Origin of the sequence: Methanobrevibacter sp. TMH8, assembly GCF_020148105.1 — an archaeon.
Taxonomy (GTDB): Archaea; Methanobacteriota; Methanobacteria; order Methanobacteriales; family Methanobacteriaceae; genus Methanobinarius.
In genome coordinates, this window is the sequence record NZ_JAHLZE010000012.1 from 114,497 (window position 1) to 132,057 (window position 17,561).

The 17,561-nt window shown below is 26.9% G+C and carries 14 protein-coding genes; 10 read left to right on the forward strand and 4 right to left on the reverse strand.

Annotated elements, in window-relative coordinates; translation table 11 throughout:
• Window positions 1-85 precede the first annotated feature (85 nt).
• A complete protein-coding gene (locus KQY27_RS02870) occupies window positions 86-820 on the forward strand; it encodes a tRNA (adenine-N1)-methyltransferase (protein ID WP_224425072.1) in 735 nt (244 codons plus the stop codon).
• A gap of 167 nt (window positions 821-987) precedes the next feature.
• Window positions 988-1,917, forward strand: coding sequence for an aspartate carbamoyltransferase (pyrB, locus tag KQY27_RS02875; protein ID WP_224425073.1), 930 nt, complete (start codon window positions 988-990; stop codon window positions 1,915-1,917).
• 30 nt (window positions 1,918-1,947) lie between these two features.
• Here the strand turns inward: pyrB and KQY27_RS02880 are convergent, their stop codons facing one another.
• Window positions 1,948-3,045: a cobalamin biosynthesis protein gene (locus KQY27_RS02880; protein ID WP_224425074.1), complete on the reverse strand. Its 1,098-nt coding sequence runs from the start codon at window positions 3,043-3,045 to the stop codon at window positions 1,948-1,950.
• A gap of 557 nt (window positions 3,046-3,602) precedes the next feature.
• On the opposite strand from KQY27_RS02880, the gene KQY27_RS02885 reads away from it, so the two are divergent.
• The 6 genes from KQY27_RS02885 to argS all read left to right on the forward strand — a co-directional run bounded on the left by KQY27_RS02885 (window position 3,603) and on the right by argS (window position 11,008).
• A complete protein-coding gene (locus tag KQY27_RS02885; RefSeq protein WP_224425075.1) occupies window positions 3,603-4,085 on the forward strand; it encodes a DUF2299 family protein in 483 nt (160 codons plus the stop codon).
• 425 nt (window positions 4,086-4,510) lie between these two features.
• A complete protein-coding gene (gene hcp, locus KQY27_RS02890; protein WP_224425076.1) occupies window positions 4,511-5,818 on the forward strand; it encodes a hydroxylamine reductase in 1,308 nt (435 codons plus the stop codon).
• Window positions 5,819-6,023: 205 nt separating this feature from the next.
• Entirely contained in the window at window positions 6,024-6,350 is a 327-nt protein-coding gene (locus tag KQY27_RS02895; protein WP_224425077.1) for a cupin domain-containing protein, read from the forward strand.
• 447 nt (window positions 6,351-6,797) lie between these two features.
• Window positions 6,798-8,453 (forward strand): dihydroxy-acid dehydratase, encoded by a 1,656-nt coding sequence (ilvD, locus tag KQY27_RS02900; protein WP_224425078.1) that lies wholly within the window; start codon window positions 6,798-6,800, stop codon window positions 8,451-8,453.
• Between the two features lie 133 nt (window positions 8,454-8,586).
• Complete coding sequence (locus KQY27_RS02905) at window positions 8,587-9,042, forward strand: signal peptidase I (protein WP_342765736.1); 456 nt, start codon at window positions 8,587-8,589, stop codon at window positions 9,040-9,042.
• 181 nt (window positions 9,043-9,223) lie between these two features.
• A complete protein-coding gene (gene argS, locus KQY27_RS02910) occupies window positions 9,224-11,008 on the forward strand; it encodes an arginine--tRNA ligase (protein WP_224425079.1) in 1,785 nt (594 codons plus the stop codon).
• Between the two features lie 249 nt (window positions 11,009-11,257).
• Here argS and argF read toward each other — a convergent pair whose 3' ends face one another.
• Together argF and purD are read right to left on the reverse strand one after the other, a co-directional pair.
• On the reverse strand, window positions 11,258-12,160 hold the full coding sequence (gene argF / locus KQY27_RS02915) for an ornithine carbamoyltransferase (protein ID WP_224425080.1): 903 nt from the start codon (window positions 12,158-12,160) through the stop codon (window positions 11,258-11,260).
• A 118-nt stretch (window positions 12,161-12,278) separates the two neighbouring features.
• Window positions 12,279-13,592, reverse strand: a complete 1,314-nt coding sequence (purD, locus tag KQY27_RS02920; RefSeq protein ID WP_224425081.1) for a phosphoribosylamine--glycine ligase — start codon at window positions 13,590-13,592, stop codon at window positions 12,279-12,281.
• Window positions 13,593-14,274: 682 nt separating this feature from the next.
• Between purD and KQY27_RS02925 the strand changes: the two genes are divergently transcribed.
• Complete coding sequence (locus KQY27_RS02925; protein WP_224425082.1) at window positions 14,275-16,059, forward strand: acetolactate synthase large subunit; 1,785 nt, start codon at window positions 14,275-14,277, stop codon at window positions 16,057-16,059.
• A complete protein-coding gene (gene ilvN / locus KQY27_RS02930) occupies window positions 16,060-16,590 on the forward strand; it encodes an acetolactate synthase small subunit (protein WP_224425083.1) in 531 nt (176 codons plus the stop codon).
• A 184-nt stretch (window positions 16,591-16,774) separates the two neighbouring features.
• Here the strand turns inward: ilvN and KQY27_RS02935 are convergent, their stop codons facing one another.
• Complete coding sequence (locus KQY27_RS02935) at window positions 16,775-17,392, reverse strand: TetR/AcrR family transcriptional regulator (protein ID WP_224425084.1); 618 nt, start codon at window positions 17,390-17,392, stop codon at window positions 16,775-16,777.
• Between the last annotated feature and the right edge of the window lie 169 nt (window positions 17,393-17,561).

Here is a 17,561-nt window from a genome sequence, read left to right on the forward strand (position 1 = left end):
TATAAATAATAGAAATATTACTATAAATAATTTTAATTAAAAATATATAGATAAATTAGAAGTAATAGTTTTAAACGGTGATGAATTGATAATTATAATGGATGAAAGAGGAAAAAAATATCTCATTGATCAAAAAAGTGAATTCCAAAGTGATTTAGGAATCATATCTCAAGAAGATATAGCTAAAGCAGAAGTTGGTCAATCTCTTATAACTCATCTAGATAAAGAGTTTAAAGTTATCAAACCTAATGTTAATGATTTTATTGATTTAATGGATAGAAGATGTTCTATACTAATCCAAAAAGATATTGGTACTGTAGTTGCAAAAACTGGTCTTGGAAGTGGAAGTAGAGTAGTTGATGCAGGAACTGGTGCTGGAGCTATTGCATTAAATTTTGGAAACATAGTTGGTAGAGAAGGCAATGTATATAGCTATGAAATTAGAGAAGACTTTGCAGAAGTAGCTAAAAAGAATATTGTTTCTTTTGGATTAGATAATATTATTGAAATTAAAAATAAAGATATAAAAACCGGAATTGATGAAGAAAAAATTGATTTAGTCTTTCTTGACCTTACAAAACCATATGAAATATTCGAAAATGTTTATGAATGCTTAAATCTTGGTGGTTATTTAGCTGTGTATGCTCCATACATAGATCAAATAGAGACATCATACAGAGTAGCTAAAAAACTAGGATTCAATGATTTATCCATTATAGAAACTTTAGAAAGGGAAATAGAAGTTAGAACCCAAGGGACACGGCCTAAAACAAGAATGGTTGGGCATAGTGGATATTTAATGTTTGGAAGAAAGCTATAATAAAGTTTAATAATAAATAATATGATGATAACAATTATAATCAAATAATTTATTAGAAATAATAAAATAATTAAACTAATAAATAAATATTAAATGAATAATTTATATAGAATTTATAATAAAATTCATAATAAATTTACAATACAATAAATAGTTTTTATCAGAGTGTGGTTAAAATTTTCAATCTAAATGATGTTATTTCAATAAAAGATTTTCAAAAGAAAGATATTGAATTTATTTTAGATGAAGCAGAAAATCTTGAAAAAGTAGCTAGATCTGAAGAAAGTTCAGAAGAATTAGGTGGAAAAATATTAGGAATGATGTTTTTTGAACCATCAACAAGGACTAGACTTTCTTTTGAAACATCTATGAAACGTCTTGGTGGAGATTGTGTTGGTTTTGCAGGTAGTGCAGGTAGTTCTGTATCTAAAGGTGAAAGTTTAGCCGATACTTCAAAAATGTTTGAAGCTTACTCTGATGCTCTTGTTATAAGACATAATTTAGAGGGAGCAGCTAAATTCATAACAGACATTGTTGATGTTCCTGTAATAAACGCTGGTGATGGAGCTGGTCAACATCCAACTCAAACACTACTTGATTTATACACTATAAAACGAAATTTTGATAAAGTCAAAGGATTGAATGTTGCATTAGTTGGAGATTTAAAATATGGTCGTACAGTACATTCTCTTGCTTATGCTCTTGGAATGTTTGATGCTCAAATGAGTTTTGTATCTCCAGATGAGTTAAAAATGCCAAAAGAAACTCTTCATGATCTTGAAAAAAATAATATTAAATTTCATGAAACTAATAACTTAAAAGATATTATTGATGAAGTTGATGTTTTATATGTAACTAGAATCCAAAAAGAGAGATTTCCAGATGAAGAAGAATACTCAAAAATTAAAGGAGCATATCTTATTGATAAAGATCTTATAAATGGGAAAGATCTTATTGTAATGCACCCTCTTCCAAGAGTAGATGAAATAGCTACAGATGTTGATAATACAAAGTATAATAAGTATTTTGAGCAGGCTTTTTATGGTGTTCCTGTCAGAATGGCTATATTAAAGAATATAATTAAAAATAAAATATAATAGATAAAATAAGTCTATTAAGATAATAATTTAAAAAATTAAAAATATTAAAAATAAAATTAATATTAAAAATAATATTAAAAATAAAATAGCTAAATATATTCCAAATCTCGATAATTTAGCTGTTTTTTCTATATAATCTCTTTTTAATGGATTTATATTATTTCCAATAACATATACACCTTTTTTTACAAGAGAAATATTTAAGCTACCAGCTACCGCGGCCATAGTAAAGCCTGAGTTAGGAGATGGAGGTTTTTTAGCATCTCTCTTCATGATTTTATAGGAATTTTTCCAATCTATCTCCTTACTTCCTAATTTTTTATATATCATTGAGGCTAAAACAATCATTATTCCTCCAAAACGAGCTGGAATATAATTTAAAATATCATCTAATTTAGCTGGGACAAATCCAATTATCATATACTTTTCATTTTTGTATCCAACCATTGCATCAAGTGTATTAATGATTCTATAAATTATAGCTACTAAAATAGCTACTATTACAGTAAATATAGATAAAGGAAGAGAATATATTGTTTGAAGATGAATATTTGGGATATTTGGAATATGTGGATTTATAAAGCTTATAATTAAAAAACTTAAGATTAATATTATATTAACTAAAATATAGTAGAATATAGGAGCTATAGCTGAATCTGTAATATTTTCAGACAAAGTTTCAATTGTTGCAGATATTATAAGATTTTCACTGAGTTCAGCTGTATCTCTACTAACAAGATAAGACATGGATTTTCTAGCTATATCAATTCCTTCTTCTAAATCTTCTTTGATTTTTCTAGCTGAAAAAAGAAGCATTTTTATTGAGAATGTCGAAGAAAGAATTATTGCAGAAACAATGACGAAAATAACTATATTGTAGCTAGATAAAAATAAAATTATTGAGAAAACAACTATAGATATAATTGAAACTAAAATGGTTAAAATAAATCCAGATATTCTACTTTCAATCTTTAAAAGCTTTTTAGAAAATAAATCAATGAGTTTTCCAATGAAAACAACCGGATGTATTTTTGCTGGTAATTCACCAAAAATTAGATCTATGAATATTGATAAAGCTAAAATAAGAAGAATCAATACTATTAATTCAATTCCATCAATTATCATAAGACATCTCGAATATTAAAAACTATTAATTATTAAAATTAATTATTAAATTTCAAATAATTTTATTAAATATTAAATTATTTAATTATTAAATTTTCATGAATATATCTTTTCATGATTATAACTTATATATTTATCATGTTCAATGATATTTAAATACAGATATGATTATATATAAATATTTATTTATATTTTATATCATTATAATAATTCAATCATTATTATAACTCAATTATTATAACTAAATCATTATTATAATTCAAATATCAACATTATATTTCATTTAGATATTTAATAATTTATTATTAGTAGTTCATTATTAAAAAATATTAAAATTAAAATACTAAAGCATATTAATAACCAATAACAAATCATTAATAAATTAAAATCTACTAATTAAAATTTTATTTTTTAATTTAATTTTAATATATTAAAATAAAAAAGAAAATAGTTATTTTAATTATGATTAGGGATTAATAATTAAATATAAATTAAATATAAATCAAATATTAATTAATTATTAATTTTAAATATAATAATTCTTATAAAGTGATTATATGATCGATGAAAAACAAATTAGAGACTGGCTTGTTGAAGAAGGGCTTTTAAAAGAACAAATACCAGATGAAACAGCTAACTTCCATTTTCTTGTAAACTACCCCGACGAACATATTCTTGATCTTATTCAACCGAAACATAAAGATGATATGATTTTGATAGGATGTGCTTCAGAAATAGCCCCTGAACAAGTAGCTGTAATTAAAGAATCTTCTGAAAAGAAAAAAGAAAAGTTTATATGGGATATTAGATTTGCATTAAACCAATTTTTACTCGACTTTGAATTGGAACACCCAAATAATGTCCTTAATAGATTTGTTATATCTGAAGAAATGTATGAAGATGGTATAACAAAACACAATTTAATAATGACAATAAAAAAGGTTTTCAAAGGAAAGCTTCAGTGTATTTGGATAACTGGAAAAGCATTTGGGGAAGGAGAATCTGGACCTCAAGGGGATAATAATAACATGTTTGTTTAAATATACATTATTTTTTGATAATTAAATTTATCTACATACTTTTTATTTTATATTTTTTCATATTTTTCATCTTTTAATATTTTCATATTTTTTATATTCTTTTTTATATTATTTTTATTTTATTTTTATTTTATTTTTTAATCATTCATATTTTTATTATAAGTTGTAACTTTTTACCCTAAAAAAGTTACAAAAATTTTATATAGTATCTTTAACAAGATTATAACAAGGACAAAACTATTAAATAAAAATTATCACCAATACATTAAGAGTTTCTTGATTATTTTTTTAAAAGAGCCTTAAACACTGTTAAATGCTAAATTTGTCCTTATTAAAATTTAAAATATAAAAAAATAAAATCAAATTTTTCGAAATTTAGATTTAAATTTTAATCATAGGATTTTAATTATAAAGGAGGAAATAATATGGCACACGAACCATTAGACATGTTTTGTTATCAATGTTCTCAAACAGCTTGGGGAACTGGATGTACTGTTAGAGGAGTTTGTGGAAAAGAACCTACTGTAGCTAGATTACAAGATAATCTTATTTTTGCAATGAAAGGTATTAGTGCATATAATAGTCATGCAAATGAGCTTGGATATACTGATTCAGATGTAGATAAATTCTTAACCAAAGGAATGTATTCCACTCTTACTCAAGTAAACTTCGATGCAGAAGATTTAGTTAAACTTGGACTTGAAGCTGGTGAAGCTAATGTAAAAGTCATGCAAATGCTTAAAAAAGCTCACATAGAAAACTATGGCGAGCCTGAACCTGCCGTTGTAGAAGTAGGGGCTCAAGCTGGACCAGGTATTATTGTGTCTGGGCATGATTTTAAAGCACTTGAAGAACTTCTTAAACAAACTGAAGGAAAAGGAATCAATATTTACACTCATAGTGAAATGTTACCTGCCCATGGTTATCCTGAATTAAAAAAGTATAAACACCTTGTTGGTCAACTTGGTGGGCCATGGTTTGATCAGAAAAAAACTTTTTCTAAATATAATGCAGCAAGTTTAGTTACTTCTAACTGTGTTCTATTACCAAAAGATGAATATTCCGATAGAATTTTTACTAGTGGAGTAGCTAAGTTACCTGGAATCAAACAAATTACTGATTATGACTTTACACCAGTTATAAATAAAGCTCTTGAACTTGGAGATCTTGAAGAAGAAGAGAATAGACCAACTGTTACTACTGGTTTTGGAGCATCTACTATATTATCTTTAGCTCCAAAAATTAAAGAATTGGTTGAAGCTGGAAAAATCAAAAGATTCTTTTTAGTAGGAGGTTGTGACAGTCCACTTCCACAAGCGAGATATTATAGAGAATTTGTAGAAAAATTACCAAATGATACAGTAGTTTTAACTCTTGCATGTGGTAAATATAGATTTAATGACTTAGACCTAGGAGACATTGAAGGAGTTCCAAGATTAATCGATATTGGTCAATGTAATGATGCAATTGTAGCTGTTGATGTAGCTCTTGCACTTTGTGATCTATTTGGAGTTGGATTAAATGAATTACCACTTACTATTGTTTTGAGTTGGATGGAACAAAAAGCTGCAGCTATTTTATGGAGCTTATTTTTCTTAAACAAACAAGATATGCTCATTGGACCTATTTTACCTGCTTGGGTAAATGATGATATAGCTAAAGTATTAGTTAATAATTATAATTTAACTCCAATTGGAGATCCAGAAGAAGACATTAAGAGAATATTAGGTTAAATATTTTAAATATTTTAAATATTAATATTCTTAAATATTCTTAAATAAAATCAAATAAATCAAATAAAATCTGTGTAATAATTTATAATAGTGTTTTTTAATATAATTACACTATTATTTTTTTAATTTATTTTTTAAAAATTATTTAATATCATAATCATTATAATTAATTTATAATCTATATAATTATTCTGGAGGAATGAATATGAATGATTTAAAGGGAAAACCAATTAAAATAGGAAGTTTAGCTGAATATCAAACAGAATCTGTTGTAAGTCGTGAAATTATTAAAAAAAATGTAGGTACTGTTACTATATTTGCTTTTGATAAAGGTCAAGGTTTAAGTGAACACAGTGCTCCATATGACGCTATGGTTCAGATTGTAGATGGTTCTGGAGAAATAACAATCTCTGGAAATAAAAACATTGTTAAAAAAGGAGAATTAATTATAATGCCAGCTAATGAACCTCATGCATTATTTGCAAAAGAACCTTTTAAGATGATTTTAACAATGATTAGATCAGTAGAATAACTTATTTTTAATTTTTTACAAACATATTAAAAACACATTAATTTGCCCAAATCTTTCACAAAAAATTCTCTATTATTAAATGTTTTCAATAAAAATTTATTATAAAAAATATTATAAAAAATATTTTTTAAATTCTTTTTAAATTCTTTTTAAATTTTTAAAACTCTTTTAAAACTTTTTTAAACTCTTTTCAAAACCTTTCAAATGTTTATTTAATAAAATATTATATTAATTTTATTTATTTGAAATAAAAATATTATTTTAACTTTGAAATATTTTTAATTCTATGAAATCCTATGAATAATTATATTTAGATTGAAATATTCTCGAATTTTAAATATTATCATGGTACTGTTGAATTTATTTAAAAAAACAAAAATGTTTATATAATTAATAATAATATTATAATCATTTAAGACTTATATTATTCAATTTCTCTGTGATTAAATGAAAAGTGATAAAATAAAAAAAGGAATAGAAAGAACTCCACATAGATCTCTACTTCGAGCTTGCGGACTTCAAGATGATGATTTTGAAAAACCATTCATTGGAATAGCTAATAGTTTTACTGATATTGTTCCAGGCCATATTCATCTTAAAGAATTAGCTGATGAAATTAAAAAAGGAATAATAGCTGCTGGAGGTATTCCATTTGAATTTAATACAATGGCTATCTGTGATGGTATAGCTATGAATCATGAAGGAATGAAATACTCTCTTCCTTCTCGTGAAATTGTAGCTAATACAGTTGAAAGCATGGCTATGGGCCATAGTCTTGATGGTCTTGTCCTTCTTCCAAGTTGTGATAAGGTAGTTCCAGGAATGTTAATAGCTGCAGCTAGACTTAATATTCCTTCCATTGTTGTTACTGGTGGGCCAATGGTCCCTGGTGAATTTAAAGGGAAAAAAGTAGATCTTATAACTGTTTATGAAGCTGTTGGTGAAGTTTCTTCTGGTAAATTAACAGAAGATGACCTTTATGAACTAGAATGTAGTGCCTGTCCTGGTGCTGGATCTTGTTCAGGTCTTTTTACAGCTAATACTATGGCTTGTGTAACAGAAACTCTTGGAATGAGTTTACCAATGTGTGCTACTACTCTTGCACAAGACAAAAATAAGTTAAAAATTGCAGAAGAAAGTGGAAAACGTATAGTTGGTATGATATTTGAAGATCTTACTCCTTCTAAAATAATGTCTCAAAAATCTTTTGAAAATGCTTTAGCTATTGATATGGCATTAGGGGGATCAAGTAACACAGCTCTACATATCCCAGCTATAGCTAATGAACTTGAAGATAAAGGTGTTAATGTTGACCTTGAATTATTTGATAAAGTAAGTAAATTTGTTCCTCATATTGCATCAATGAGTCCAGCTGGTAAGGACACTATGAAAGACTTACATGAAGCTGGTGGAATTCCTGCTGTTTTAAAAAATATTGAAATAAAATTAGATACAAATGTTATTACCTGTACTGGAAAAACAATTAAAGAAAATATAAAAGATGTAGAAATAAAAAATACTGATGTTATAAGACCAATCAAAGATCCTGTTCATAGTGAAGGTGGAATAGCTATATTAAAAGGTAATTTAGCTCCTGATGGATCTGTTATAAAACAAGCTGCTGTTGAAGATGATATGATGTATCATAAAGGTCCTGCAAAAGTCTTTAATAGTGAAGAAGAAGCTGTTGATGGTATTTTCAATGGAAAAATCATTGAGGGAGATATTGTAATTATTCGTTGTGAAGGTCCAAAAGGAGGGCCAGGTATGAGAGAAATGCTTAATCCAACATCAGCTATAATGGGTCTTGGAATTAAAAATGTAGCTCTTATTACAGACGGTCGTTTTTCAGGAGGCACACGTGGACCTTGTGTTGGTCATGTATCTCCAGAAGCAAAAAGTGGTGGCCCTATAGCTGCTCTTCTCGATGGAGATATCATTGAAATTGATATTAAAAATAGAAAAATCAATGTTGAACTTTCTGATAATGAAATCAAGGAAAGAATAGCTAATGCAAAACTTCCTGATAGAAAATTAAAAGGTTGGTTAAATATTTATCAAAAATCAGTTAGTTCAGCTGATAAAGGAGCTATTTTAAGATAGATATTTTTAATTGTATCTTTTCTCCTTAAATTATTAGAATAATTTGTTAACTATTAATCTTATATAACAACAAACATTTTTATAAAATAAAATTTATATAAATAATTAATATAAAAATTTAATTATAATAATTATTATTTTAAATTATTATAAGATGGTGCTTTTAATGTCAGCAAAGAAAGAGATAGCTATTTATGCATTAATAATCATTGTAGGCCTTATTCTTGCTCAACACATGAATGTTGTTGTTTCAGAAAGTATGGAACCTGTATTCTATAGAGGTGACATAGTCGTAGTTGAAAAAACCGACTTCCTTGGAATTCATGAATTTGATCCAAATAATGCAAAAGTAGGTGATATTGTTGTTTACAATGCTGCATGGTTCCCAAATCCTGTTATACATAGAATTATTAATATAACAGAAGTAAATGGAAGTAAATATTATGTTATAAAGGGTGATAATAATCCTTCGCCCGATCCTTATCTAGTAACGCCGTCGCAAATAACGTCACGGGTGATTAGTATTGGTGGTCAGCCATTTATAATTCCTAAAATAGGTTATATAACGATATGGCTTAAAGGACTTTAATTAGTCTAAATATTAGTTTATTTATTGAATTATTTAAACTAATTATTTTTTATATTTTTTATTAATTTAATTGTACTATTTTTAATGAAATTATCTATTTAATGTTCTTAATTTTATTTAATTCATTGTCTTAAAATTGGTGCTTTAATTTATTTTCTTAATATTATTGTATGGTGAAGATATGTACTTTGAAATCAAAAACGATGCTTTAAATTCCATAAAAAATGTTCTTAAAATCTTAGAATATGAAACTCCAGAAGATATAAAACTTGAATTTCCACCAAACCCAAAGATGGGAGATTTAGCTACTACGGTATCTTTTCAACTAGCTAAAGAGTTAAAAATGTCTCCAATGGATATCACAAATAAAATCATGGAAAAAATTGAGATTCCTGAAATATTTGAGAAAGTAGAAGGAAAAGGACCGTATATAAACTTTTTTATTAATTATGAAATTTTTTCAAAAAAACTACTTGAAACAGTTGATAATAATTATGGACAACTACCTAAAACCAATAAAAAAGTTGTTTTAGAGCATACTTCAGCAAATCCTAATGGTCCTCTTCATATAGGCCATATAAGAAATGCTATTATAGGAGATTCTCTCAAAAGACTTTTAAAAATAGCTGGGAATGAAGTTGATACTCAATATTATGTTAATGATATGGGCCGTCAAATAGCTATGATTGTTTTTGGAATGGAAAAATTGGGACTTTCTATTGATGAAAAATTAGCTAAAGACTATATTGATAATTATACTAACAATCAATCTATTAATAATGATTCTATAGGTTTTGATGATAAAATCGATCATCAAATAGGTCAACTTTATTTCAAAGTTAATGAATACATTAATGATAATGAAGATGAAAAAATTCAAGTTAACAACTTAATTAAAGCTTATGAAAGTAATTCAGATCAAAATCTTAATAAAATATTTCAAAAAGCTGTAAATGACTGTTTAATAGGAGTAAAACAAACTTTAGGTAAACTAAATATAAAACATGATGATTTTGTTTGGGAAGGACGATTTGTTAGAGATGGGAATGTTGATAAAGTTGTAAATGGATTAATAGCTAGTGGCCATACTAAAGAAGATGAAGTTTTATGTTTAGATCTTGAAGACTTTGGAATCGAAAAAGAATTAGTTCTTAGACGTTCTGATGGAACTTCACTTTATTCAACTAGAGATTTAGCTTATCATAGCTGGAAATCAGAGCAAGGAGATCTTGTTCTTGATATTTTAGGTTCTGATCATAAGTTAGCTATTGAACAAATAGGTATAGCTCTTAAACTTCTCAATGAAAAATCACCAGAAGTTATATTTTACGAATTTATTACACTTCCAGAAGGTTCAATGTCAACAAGAAGAGGAATTTTTATTTCTGTCGATGAATTAGTAGAAGAAGCAATCAATAGAGCAAAAAAAGAAGTTATATCTAGAAGAATTGATTTAAATGATAAAGAAATAGCTAAAATTTCTGAAGAAATTGGTATTGGAGCTATTAGATATTATATCTCAAAAATTTCCCCAGAAAAGCATATTACATTTAAGTGGGATGAAGCTCTTAGCTTTGAGCGAGGTTGTGCCTCTATACAATATGCTCATGCTCGTGCATGTAAGTTACTTGAAAAATGTGGCCATTTTGATTTAAATAAAGAAAGTTTAGCTATTGACACAAATGAAATAGAAAGTGCCTGGACTCCAAATGAAGTTGAAATGGATCTTATTAGAACAATAGCTAAATTTCCAATAGTTGTGGAAGAATCAGCTAATATTATGAGAGTTCACCCTATAGCTCAATATGTTCAAGACCTAGCAAGTGCTTTCAACAAATTTTACAAATCAGAACAAGTAATTGGCTGTGAAATTGAATCAGCTAGACTTTTATTAGTTGATAAAACTAGAATAACTATTAAAAATAGTTTAGAGTTATTAGGTGTAACTGCTCCTGTTAAAATGTAATAAAATAAGAGTTATATAAATTATATAATAAATTATCTAGTTTATATAAATTAAACAGATTATATAAATTAAATTTAAATAGATTATTTAGATTATTTAGATTATTTAGATTATTTAGATTAATTTGATTATAGTGTAATCAGATTATATAAATTAGATTTAAATAGATTATATAGATTTAATAGATTAATATAAAATCAATAATAATGATATATAAAAAAATAATCGAAATTAGCTAGTATTGACTATTTATTTTAAAAAATGATAAAGAACAGCTTTTTGAGCATGTAATCTATTTTCAGCTTGGTCAATAACTACGGATTGTGGGCTGTCGATAACTTCAGCTGTTACTTCTTCCCCTCGTATAGCTGGTAAACAATGCATGAATATTGCATCTTTATTTGCTAATTTCATAAGTTCTTCATTAACTTGATATTTTCGGAAAACTTTTCTTCTTTTTCCTTCTTGTTTTTCATCACCCATACTAACCCAAACATCAGTATATACAGTCACAGCATTTTTTACTGCAACTTCTACATCTTCTGTAATAATAATATATGAATTATTTCTTTCAGCTATTTTATTAGCTTTTTTAACAATATCAGGGTTTGGTTCATAACCTTTAGGGCAACCAACAGCTATATCCATTCCAAGAGAAGCACATATAAGAAGTAATGAGTTACAAACATTGTTTCCATCTCCAACATAAGCAAATTTACCCTCAAAGTTTCCGAATTGTTCTTTTACAGTTAACATATCTGCTAATGCTTGACAAGGGTGTTCGAGATTTGTAAGGCCACTAATTATTGGGACATCAGCTTCTTTTGCAAGTTCTACAACATCCTCATGTTCAATAGCTCTTATCATAATGCCATCAACATATCTACTTAGTACCTTAGCTGTATCTGAAATAGGTTCTCCTCTTCCCATTTGAATATCATCATTAGATAAAAAAAGGGAATTTCCACCTAATTGATTCATTCCAACTTCAAAAGATACTCTTGTTCTTGTAGAAGACTTTTGGAATATCATAGCTAAATTTTTATCTTTAAGAGGTTTTCCTTCAATTTTTCCATCTTTAAAATCTTTAGCTAATTCTAATATTCCTGAAACTTCGTCTTTTATATCGCAAATTGATAATAGGCTATTCATTTTACCTACCTTGTTTTTAATTTAATTTTTTATTAAAATGTTCATGAAAACACTTTAAAATTTATTTTTAAATATTATTTTTAGAAAAATAATCTTTGTTCCTCTTAGTATATTAACTTTAACCATTAATTTCTTTCATATGCTCAATTCTTTTTTGAATTAATTCATCTGTTCCAATATCTCTTCTGTGATATAAGTTTCCATTTACATATTTACAAGCTTCTTCAGCTATAGATTCACTTTCTTTAATTGAATCACCTATACCAACTATACCAAGAGCACGAGAAGAAGAAGTATATATTTTACCATCTTCTTTTTGATTAACAGCTGCATAGAAAACTTTTGCTCCAATAGAGTTGATTTTTTCTTCATCTACATCTATTGGTTCGTTTGCATACTTTGTTTCTGGATAACCATCAGGGACAATGTACTTACAAACTGATGCTTTTGGTTCAAATTCTACAGAGTCAAGTGTTCCATCTACAATAGATTGACAAACTTCTATCATTGGAGTTTTCATAAGTGGAAGAACATTCATAGCTTCAGGATCTCCAAATCTTGCATTATATTCAATGAGACGAGGGCCATCTGAAGTTAGCATAAATTGACCATAAAGAATTCCTTTGTATGGTTTTGCTTCTTTAGCTATTGCAGATATAGTTTCTTCCATAATTTTGACTGCTTTTTGATAATTTTCTTCAGATAAAAATGGAAGAAGACCGTTTTTATCAGAGTAAGATCCCATTCCTCCTGTAATTGGCCCTATTCCTCCTTCAAAAGCATATGGATGATCTTGAGCTGCTGGCATTGGTGCAAGGTGTTCTCCATCAGAAAATGCTTGTATTGTGAATTCTTCTCCAATAAGTCTTTCTTCAATAATTACTTGGGGGAATCCTCCCATTTTAGTATCCATAACCTTTTTTGCATATTCTTTTGCTTCCTGATTGTCTTTGAGATGTTCACCGACAATTTTTACTCCCTTTCCACCAGTTAATCCCACTGGTTTAATTACAGAATCTCTATCAAAATCATCAAGGAAAGCTTCGATATCTGCATAGTTGTCGAATACCTTATAAATTAATGATCCTGGAATTTCATACTTTTCAAAAAGATTTCTCATAAATGATTTGTCTGTTTCAATTTTAGCTGCTTCTATATTTGGCCCAACACACTTAATTCCATTTTTTTCTAATTCATCTACAATTCCTTTTCCAAGAGGTGCTTCTGGCCCGATTACAGCTATATCAATTCCTTTCTCAACTGCATAATCTGCTACTTTTTCTATTTCTCCCTCATTTCCCTGTTTAAAACTTGTTATTTTAGCTATTCCAGGATTTTTATTAGACATATATGAATATAATTCACAATCATCTTTTAATGCTTCACAAATAGCATTTTCTCTTGCACCAGTTCCAACAACTAAGACTTTCATCTCAAACTCTCCAAATATATAATATATTATGTTTTTATTATATCATTATAATTTTTTAAATTATTAAATTTTAATTACTAAACTTATATATAATCTTTAGTTATATAATAATATATTATTAATTATTAAGTTATTATATAATTTTATATCTAAAAATACTAGAAATAATAATTAATTCTATTTTCGATAGGTAATTTGTAATAAATTAATATTATTTAAAATAATGCCTAAGATATATAATTATTTAATTAATTTTAATTATTCAATTATTCAATTATTCAATTATTTAATTATTTTATTAGATTTATTTAATATTAAATTTATTAAATTTATTAGATTTATTAGATTTATTAGTTTATTTAGTTTATTTAGTTTATTTAAGTTCTTATGATCTATTAAATTTATTTAAATATTAGATTATTAATTCATTTAGTATTTAACTTATTAATTTAAAATATAATTATTAATATTTGATTAATTTAAAATGTAATAATTACAGTAAATAATTTCAAATAAATAATTCATGTAAGATAATTTCAAGTAATTAATTACAACCATAAATTAAAAGTAATAATTACAAAAATATAAAAATATAAAAAGCATAAAAAGTAAAAAATAATTTATAAAAGATAATAATTTATAAAAGTATAAAAAGTAATTTTTTTAAAAATTAGGTGTTGAAATGAAAGGTGGAGAAGCTATAATAAAAGCTCTTATTGAACAAGGTGCAGACACAGTCTTCGGGTATCCAGGAGGTCAAGTACTTCCTCTATATGATATGATTTATAATTCTGATTTGAATCATATTTTGGTGAGACATGAACAAACTGCATCTCATGCTGCAGATGGATTTGCTAGAGCTAGTGGAAAAGTCGGAGTTTGTATAGCTACTTCTGGACCAGGTGCAACTAATTTGGTCACTGGAATAGCTACAGCATATATGGATTCTTCTCCAATTATAGCTATCACTGGACAAGTTCCAACACATCTTATTGGTAATGATGCTTTTCAAGAAGTTGATATGCTCGGAATAGCTATGCCTATTACAAAACATGCTTATCAACCAAAAGATCCTAATGATATTCCTGCAATGATTAATTCAAGTTTCGAAATAGCTAAAACTGGTCGACCCGGTCCTGTAGTTATTGATGTTCCAAAAAATGTTCAAGAAAGTGAGCTTAATGATAAAATTGGTAATTTAGATACCTATGAAAATTTAACTATTTCAATTCCTGGTTATAATCCAACTGTAAAAGGGAATCCTAGACAGATTAAAAAAGCTTCAAAATTAATATCAAAGGCTTCAAAACCAGTAATATTAGCTGGAGGAGGAGTTATTCTCTCTGGAGCTTCAAAAGAATTAAAAGAGTTTTCAAATCTTATTCAAGCTCCTGTTGCCACAACACTTCTTGGAAAAGGGTCTTTTCCTGAAGATGAAGATGCATATATTGGAATGCTAGGAATGCATGGAAGAAAAGTAGCTAATCTATCTGTAGATGAAAGTGATTGTTTAATAGCTATTGGCTGCAGATTTTCAGATAGAACTACTGGAAAAATTGAAGATTTTGCAAAAAATGCAGATATTATCCATATTGATATAGATCCTGCTGAAATTGGAAAAAATGTTGATGTTGATGTTCCAATAGTTGGAGATGCAAAACAAGTTTTAAATTCATTAATTAAATATATTAAAGGCTTAGACATGGAAGCTATTAATAAAATGTCTATTCAATGGTATGAAGATTCTTTAATGTTTAAAAAGAGTTGCATTCCAAGATTAACTTATGATGAAATCCCTCTTAAACCACAACAAGTTATTAAAGAGATATCTAATGCATTAGGTGAAGATTCTATTATAACTACTGATGTTGGTCAACATCAAATGTGGATGGCGCATTTCTTTGATACAGTTAAACCAAGGAAATTTATAAGTTCTGGTGGCCTTGGTACAATGGGCTTTGGTTTCCCATCAGCTATTGGGGCTAAAGTAGCAATGCCAGACAATGATGTTGTTGCTGTTACTGGTGATGGTGGATTTTTAATGGTTTGTCAAGATTTAGCTACTATTAAAGACTATGATATACCAATAACTATTTGTCTTTTCAATAATAGAAAGCTTGGAATGGTTTATCAATGGCAAAATCTTTTTTATGAAAAAAGACTTTCTCATACTGACCTAGGTCAAACTCCTGATTTTATTAAGCTAGCTGAATCATTTGGAATTAATGCTGAAAGAATTACTGATCTTGGAGAAACTGAAAAAGCTATTAAAGCTGCAAAGAAAGATGGTGAAGCTATACTTTTAGATATTGTCATTGATAAGGACGAAGAACTTCCTATGGTTCCTCCAGGTTGTGGAATTACTGACATTCTTGGAGAATATAAGATAGAAAATGATGTAACTAATATTATCAATGGGAAAAATGATACATTTGACACTATTGCTGATAAAAAAGGTGGTGATTAGATGACTTCCTACAAAAATAAGAAACAAGATAAAGATAATGAACTTAAAAGCCATGTAATCAGTACATTAGTGGAAAATAAACCTGGGGTACTTCAAAAAGTATCAAGTCTTTTTACAAGAAGAGGATTCAATATTGAAAGTATCACCGTTGGAGAATCTGAAACTAAAGGATTAGCTGCAATGGTCATAATTTCTAAAGGTGATGAAAAGGTTCTGGAACAAATAACAAAACAACTAAACAAGTTAATCGATGTTGTAAAAGTTGTTGATTTAGATCCTAATCACTCTGTAAAAAGAGAATTGGCACTTATTAAAGTAAAAGCTGATAATGAACAAAAAAGATCTGAAATAATACAACATGCCAATATTTTTAGAGGAAAAATTATTGATATCGGACCTTCTACTCTTACTATTGAAATAACTGGGGATCCTAATAAAATTAATGCACTTATATCTCTATTACAAAACTTTGGAATCAAAAAGATAGTTAGAACTGGACCAACAGCTATTGCAAGAGAAAACCCATTTTAATCAAGTATAACTAATAATTGGGAAGAATATATTGGGATTAATTTATAATATTAATTGAAAAATAAAAATTAGAGATAAAATTCCAGATAAAATTAGAAATTGATAATTATTTGATATATAATTTTGATATTATAATAATTTATAATAATAATTTTATTAGATGAATTAGATTAATATAATGAGATTATTGTTTTTTAACTGCTTCCCAAATTAATTGTATATTGGAGTTCACAAGCTCTTCAAATGAAAAGTTACGTTGATATATCCATAAATCTATATATCCTTTTAAACTTGTTTGAATAAATATAACCAGATTTCTAATATCAATATCATCTCTTATTTCTTTATTTTTAACAGCTTCTTGAAATAGTTCATAATAAAATTCATATAAATCATCAGATAATTTATAAAATACATGTCTAATTTCAGGATGTTGATGATACATACTTCTAAGTAGTAAGAAATAGTCTTTATGATCAAAATGAATCTTAGTTGAGTTTTTTGGAGGCTCTTCATTTTTTGTAACAAAGCTATTATTTTTATAATTGAAAATAAATTCTATTTTTTCAATGAAAGAGCCATTAAAATTACTCACATTTTCTTTTAAATTATTTAGAGAATCAATAAGATATTTTTCAATCATATATTCTAATATTTCGTCTTTATTTTTGAAATGATAATATATTGTTCCTGCAGAAAGTCCTGATGCTTTTTGAATTTGTTTCATTGATACATTATCAAACCCATTTTGGAGTGACAATGCAAATACTGCATCAATAATTTTGTGTTTATTTTTTAGCATATAGTTAATATTACTATTGTTATGTTATATATATTTTACTAAATTTGTAATCTTTAGGGTTAAAGATTTAGTATTTTTATTATTTCTTTTTATTTTTTTATTTTTTAAACATAATTAATATATAATTTATTCAAATACAAATTTATTTTATAAACAAATTACAAAACAT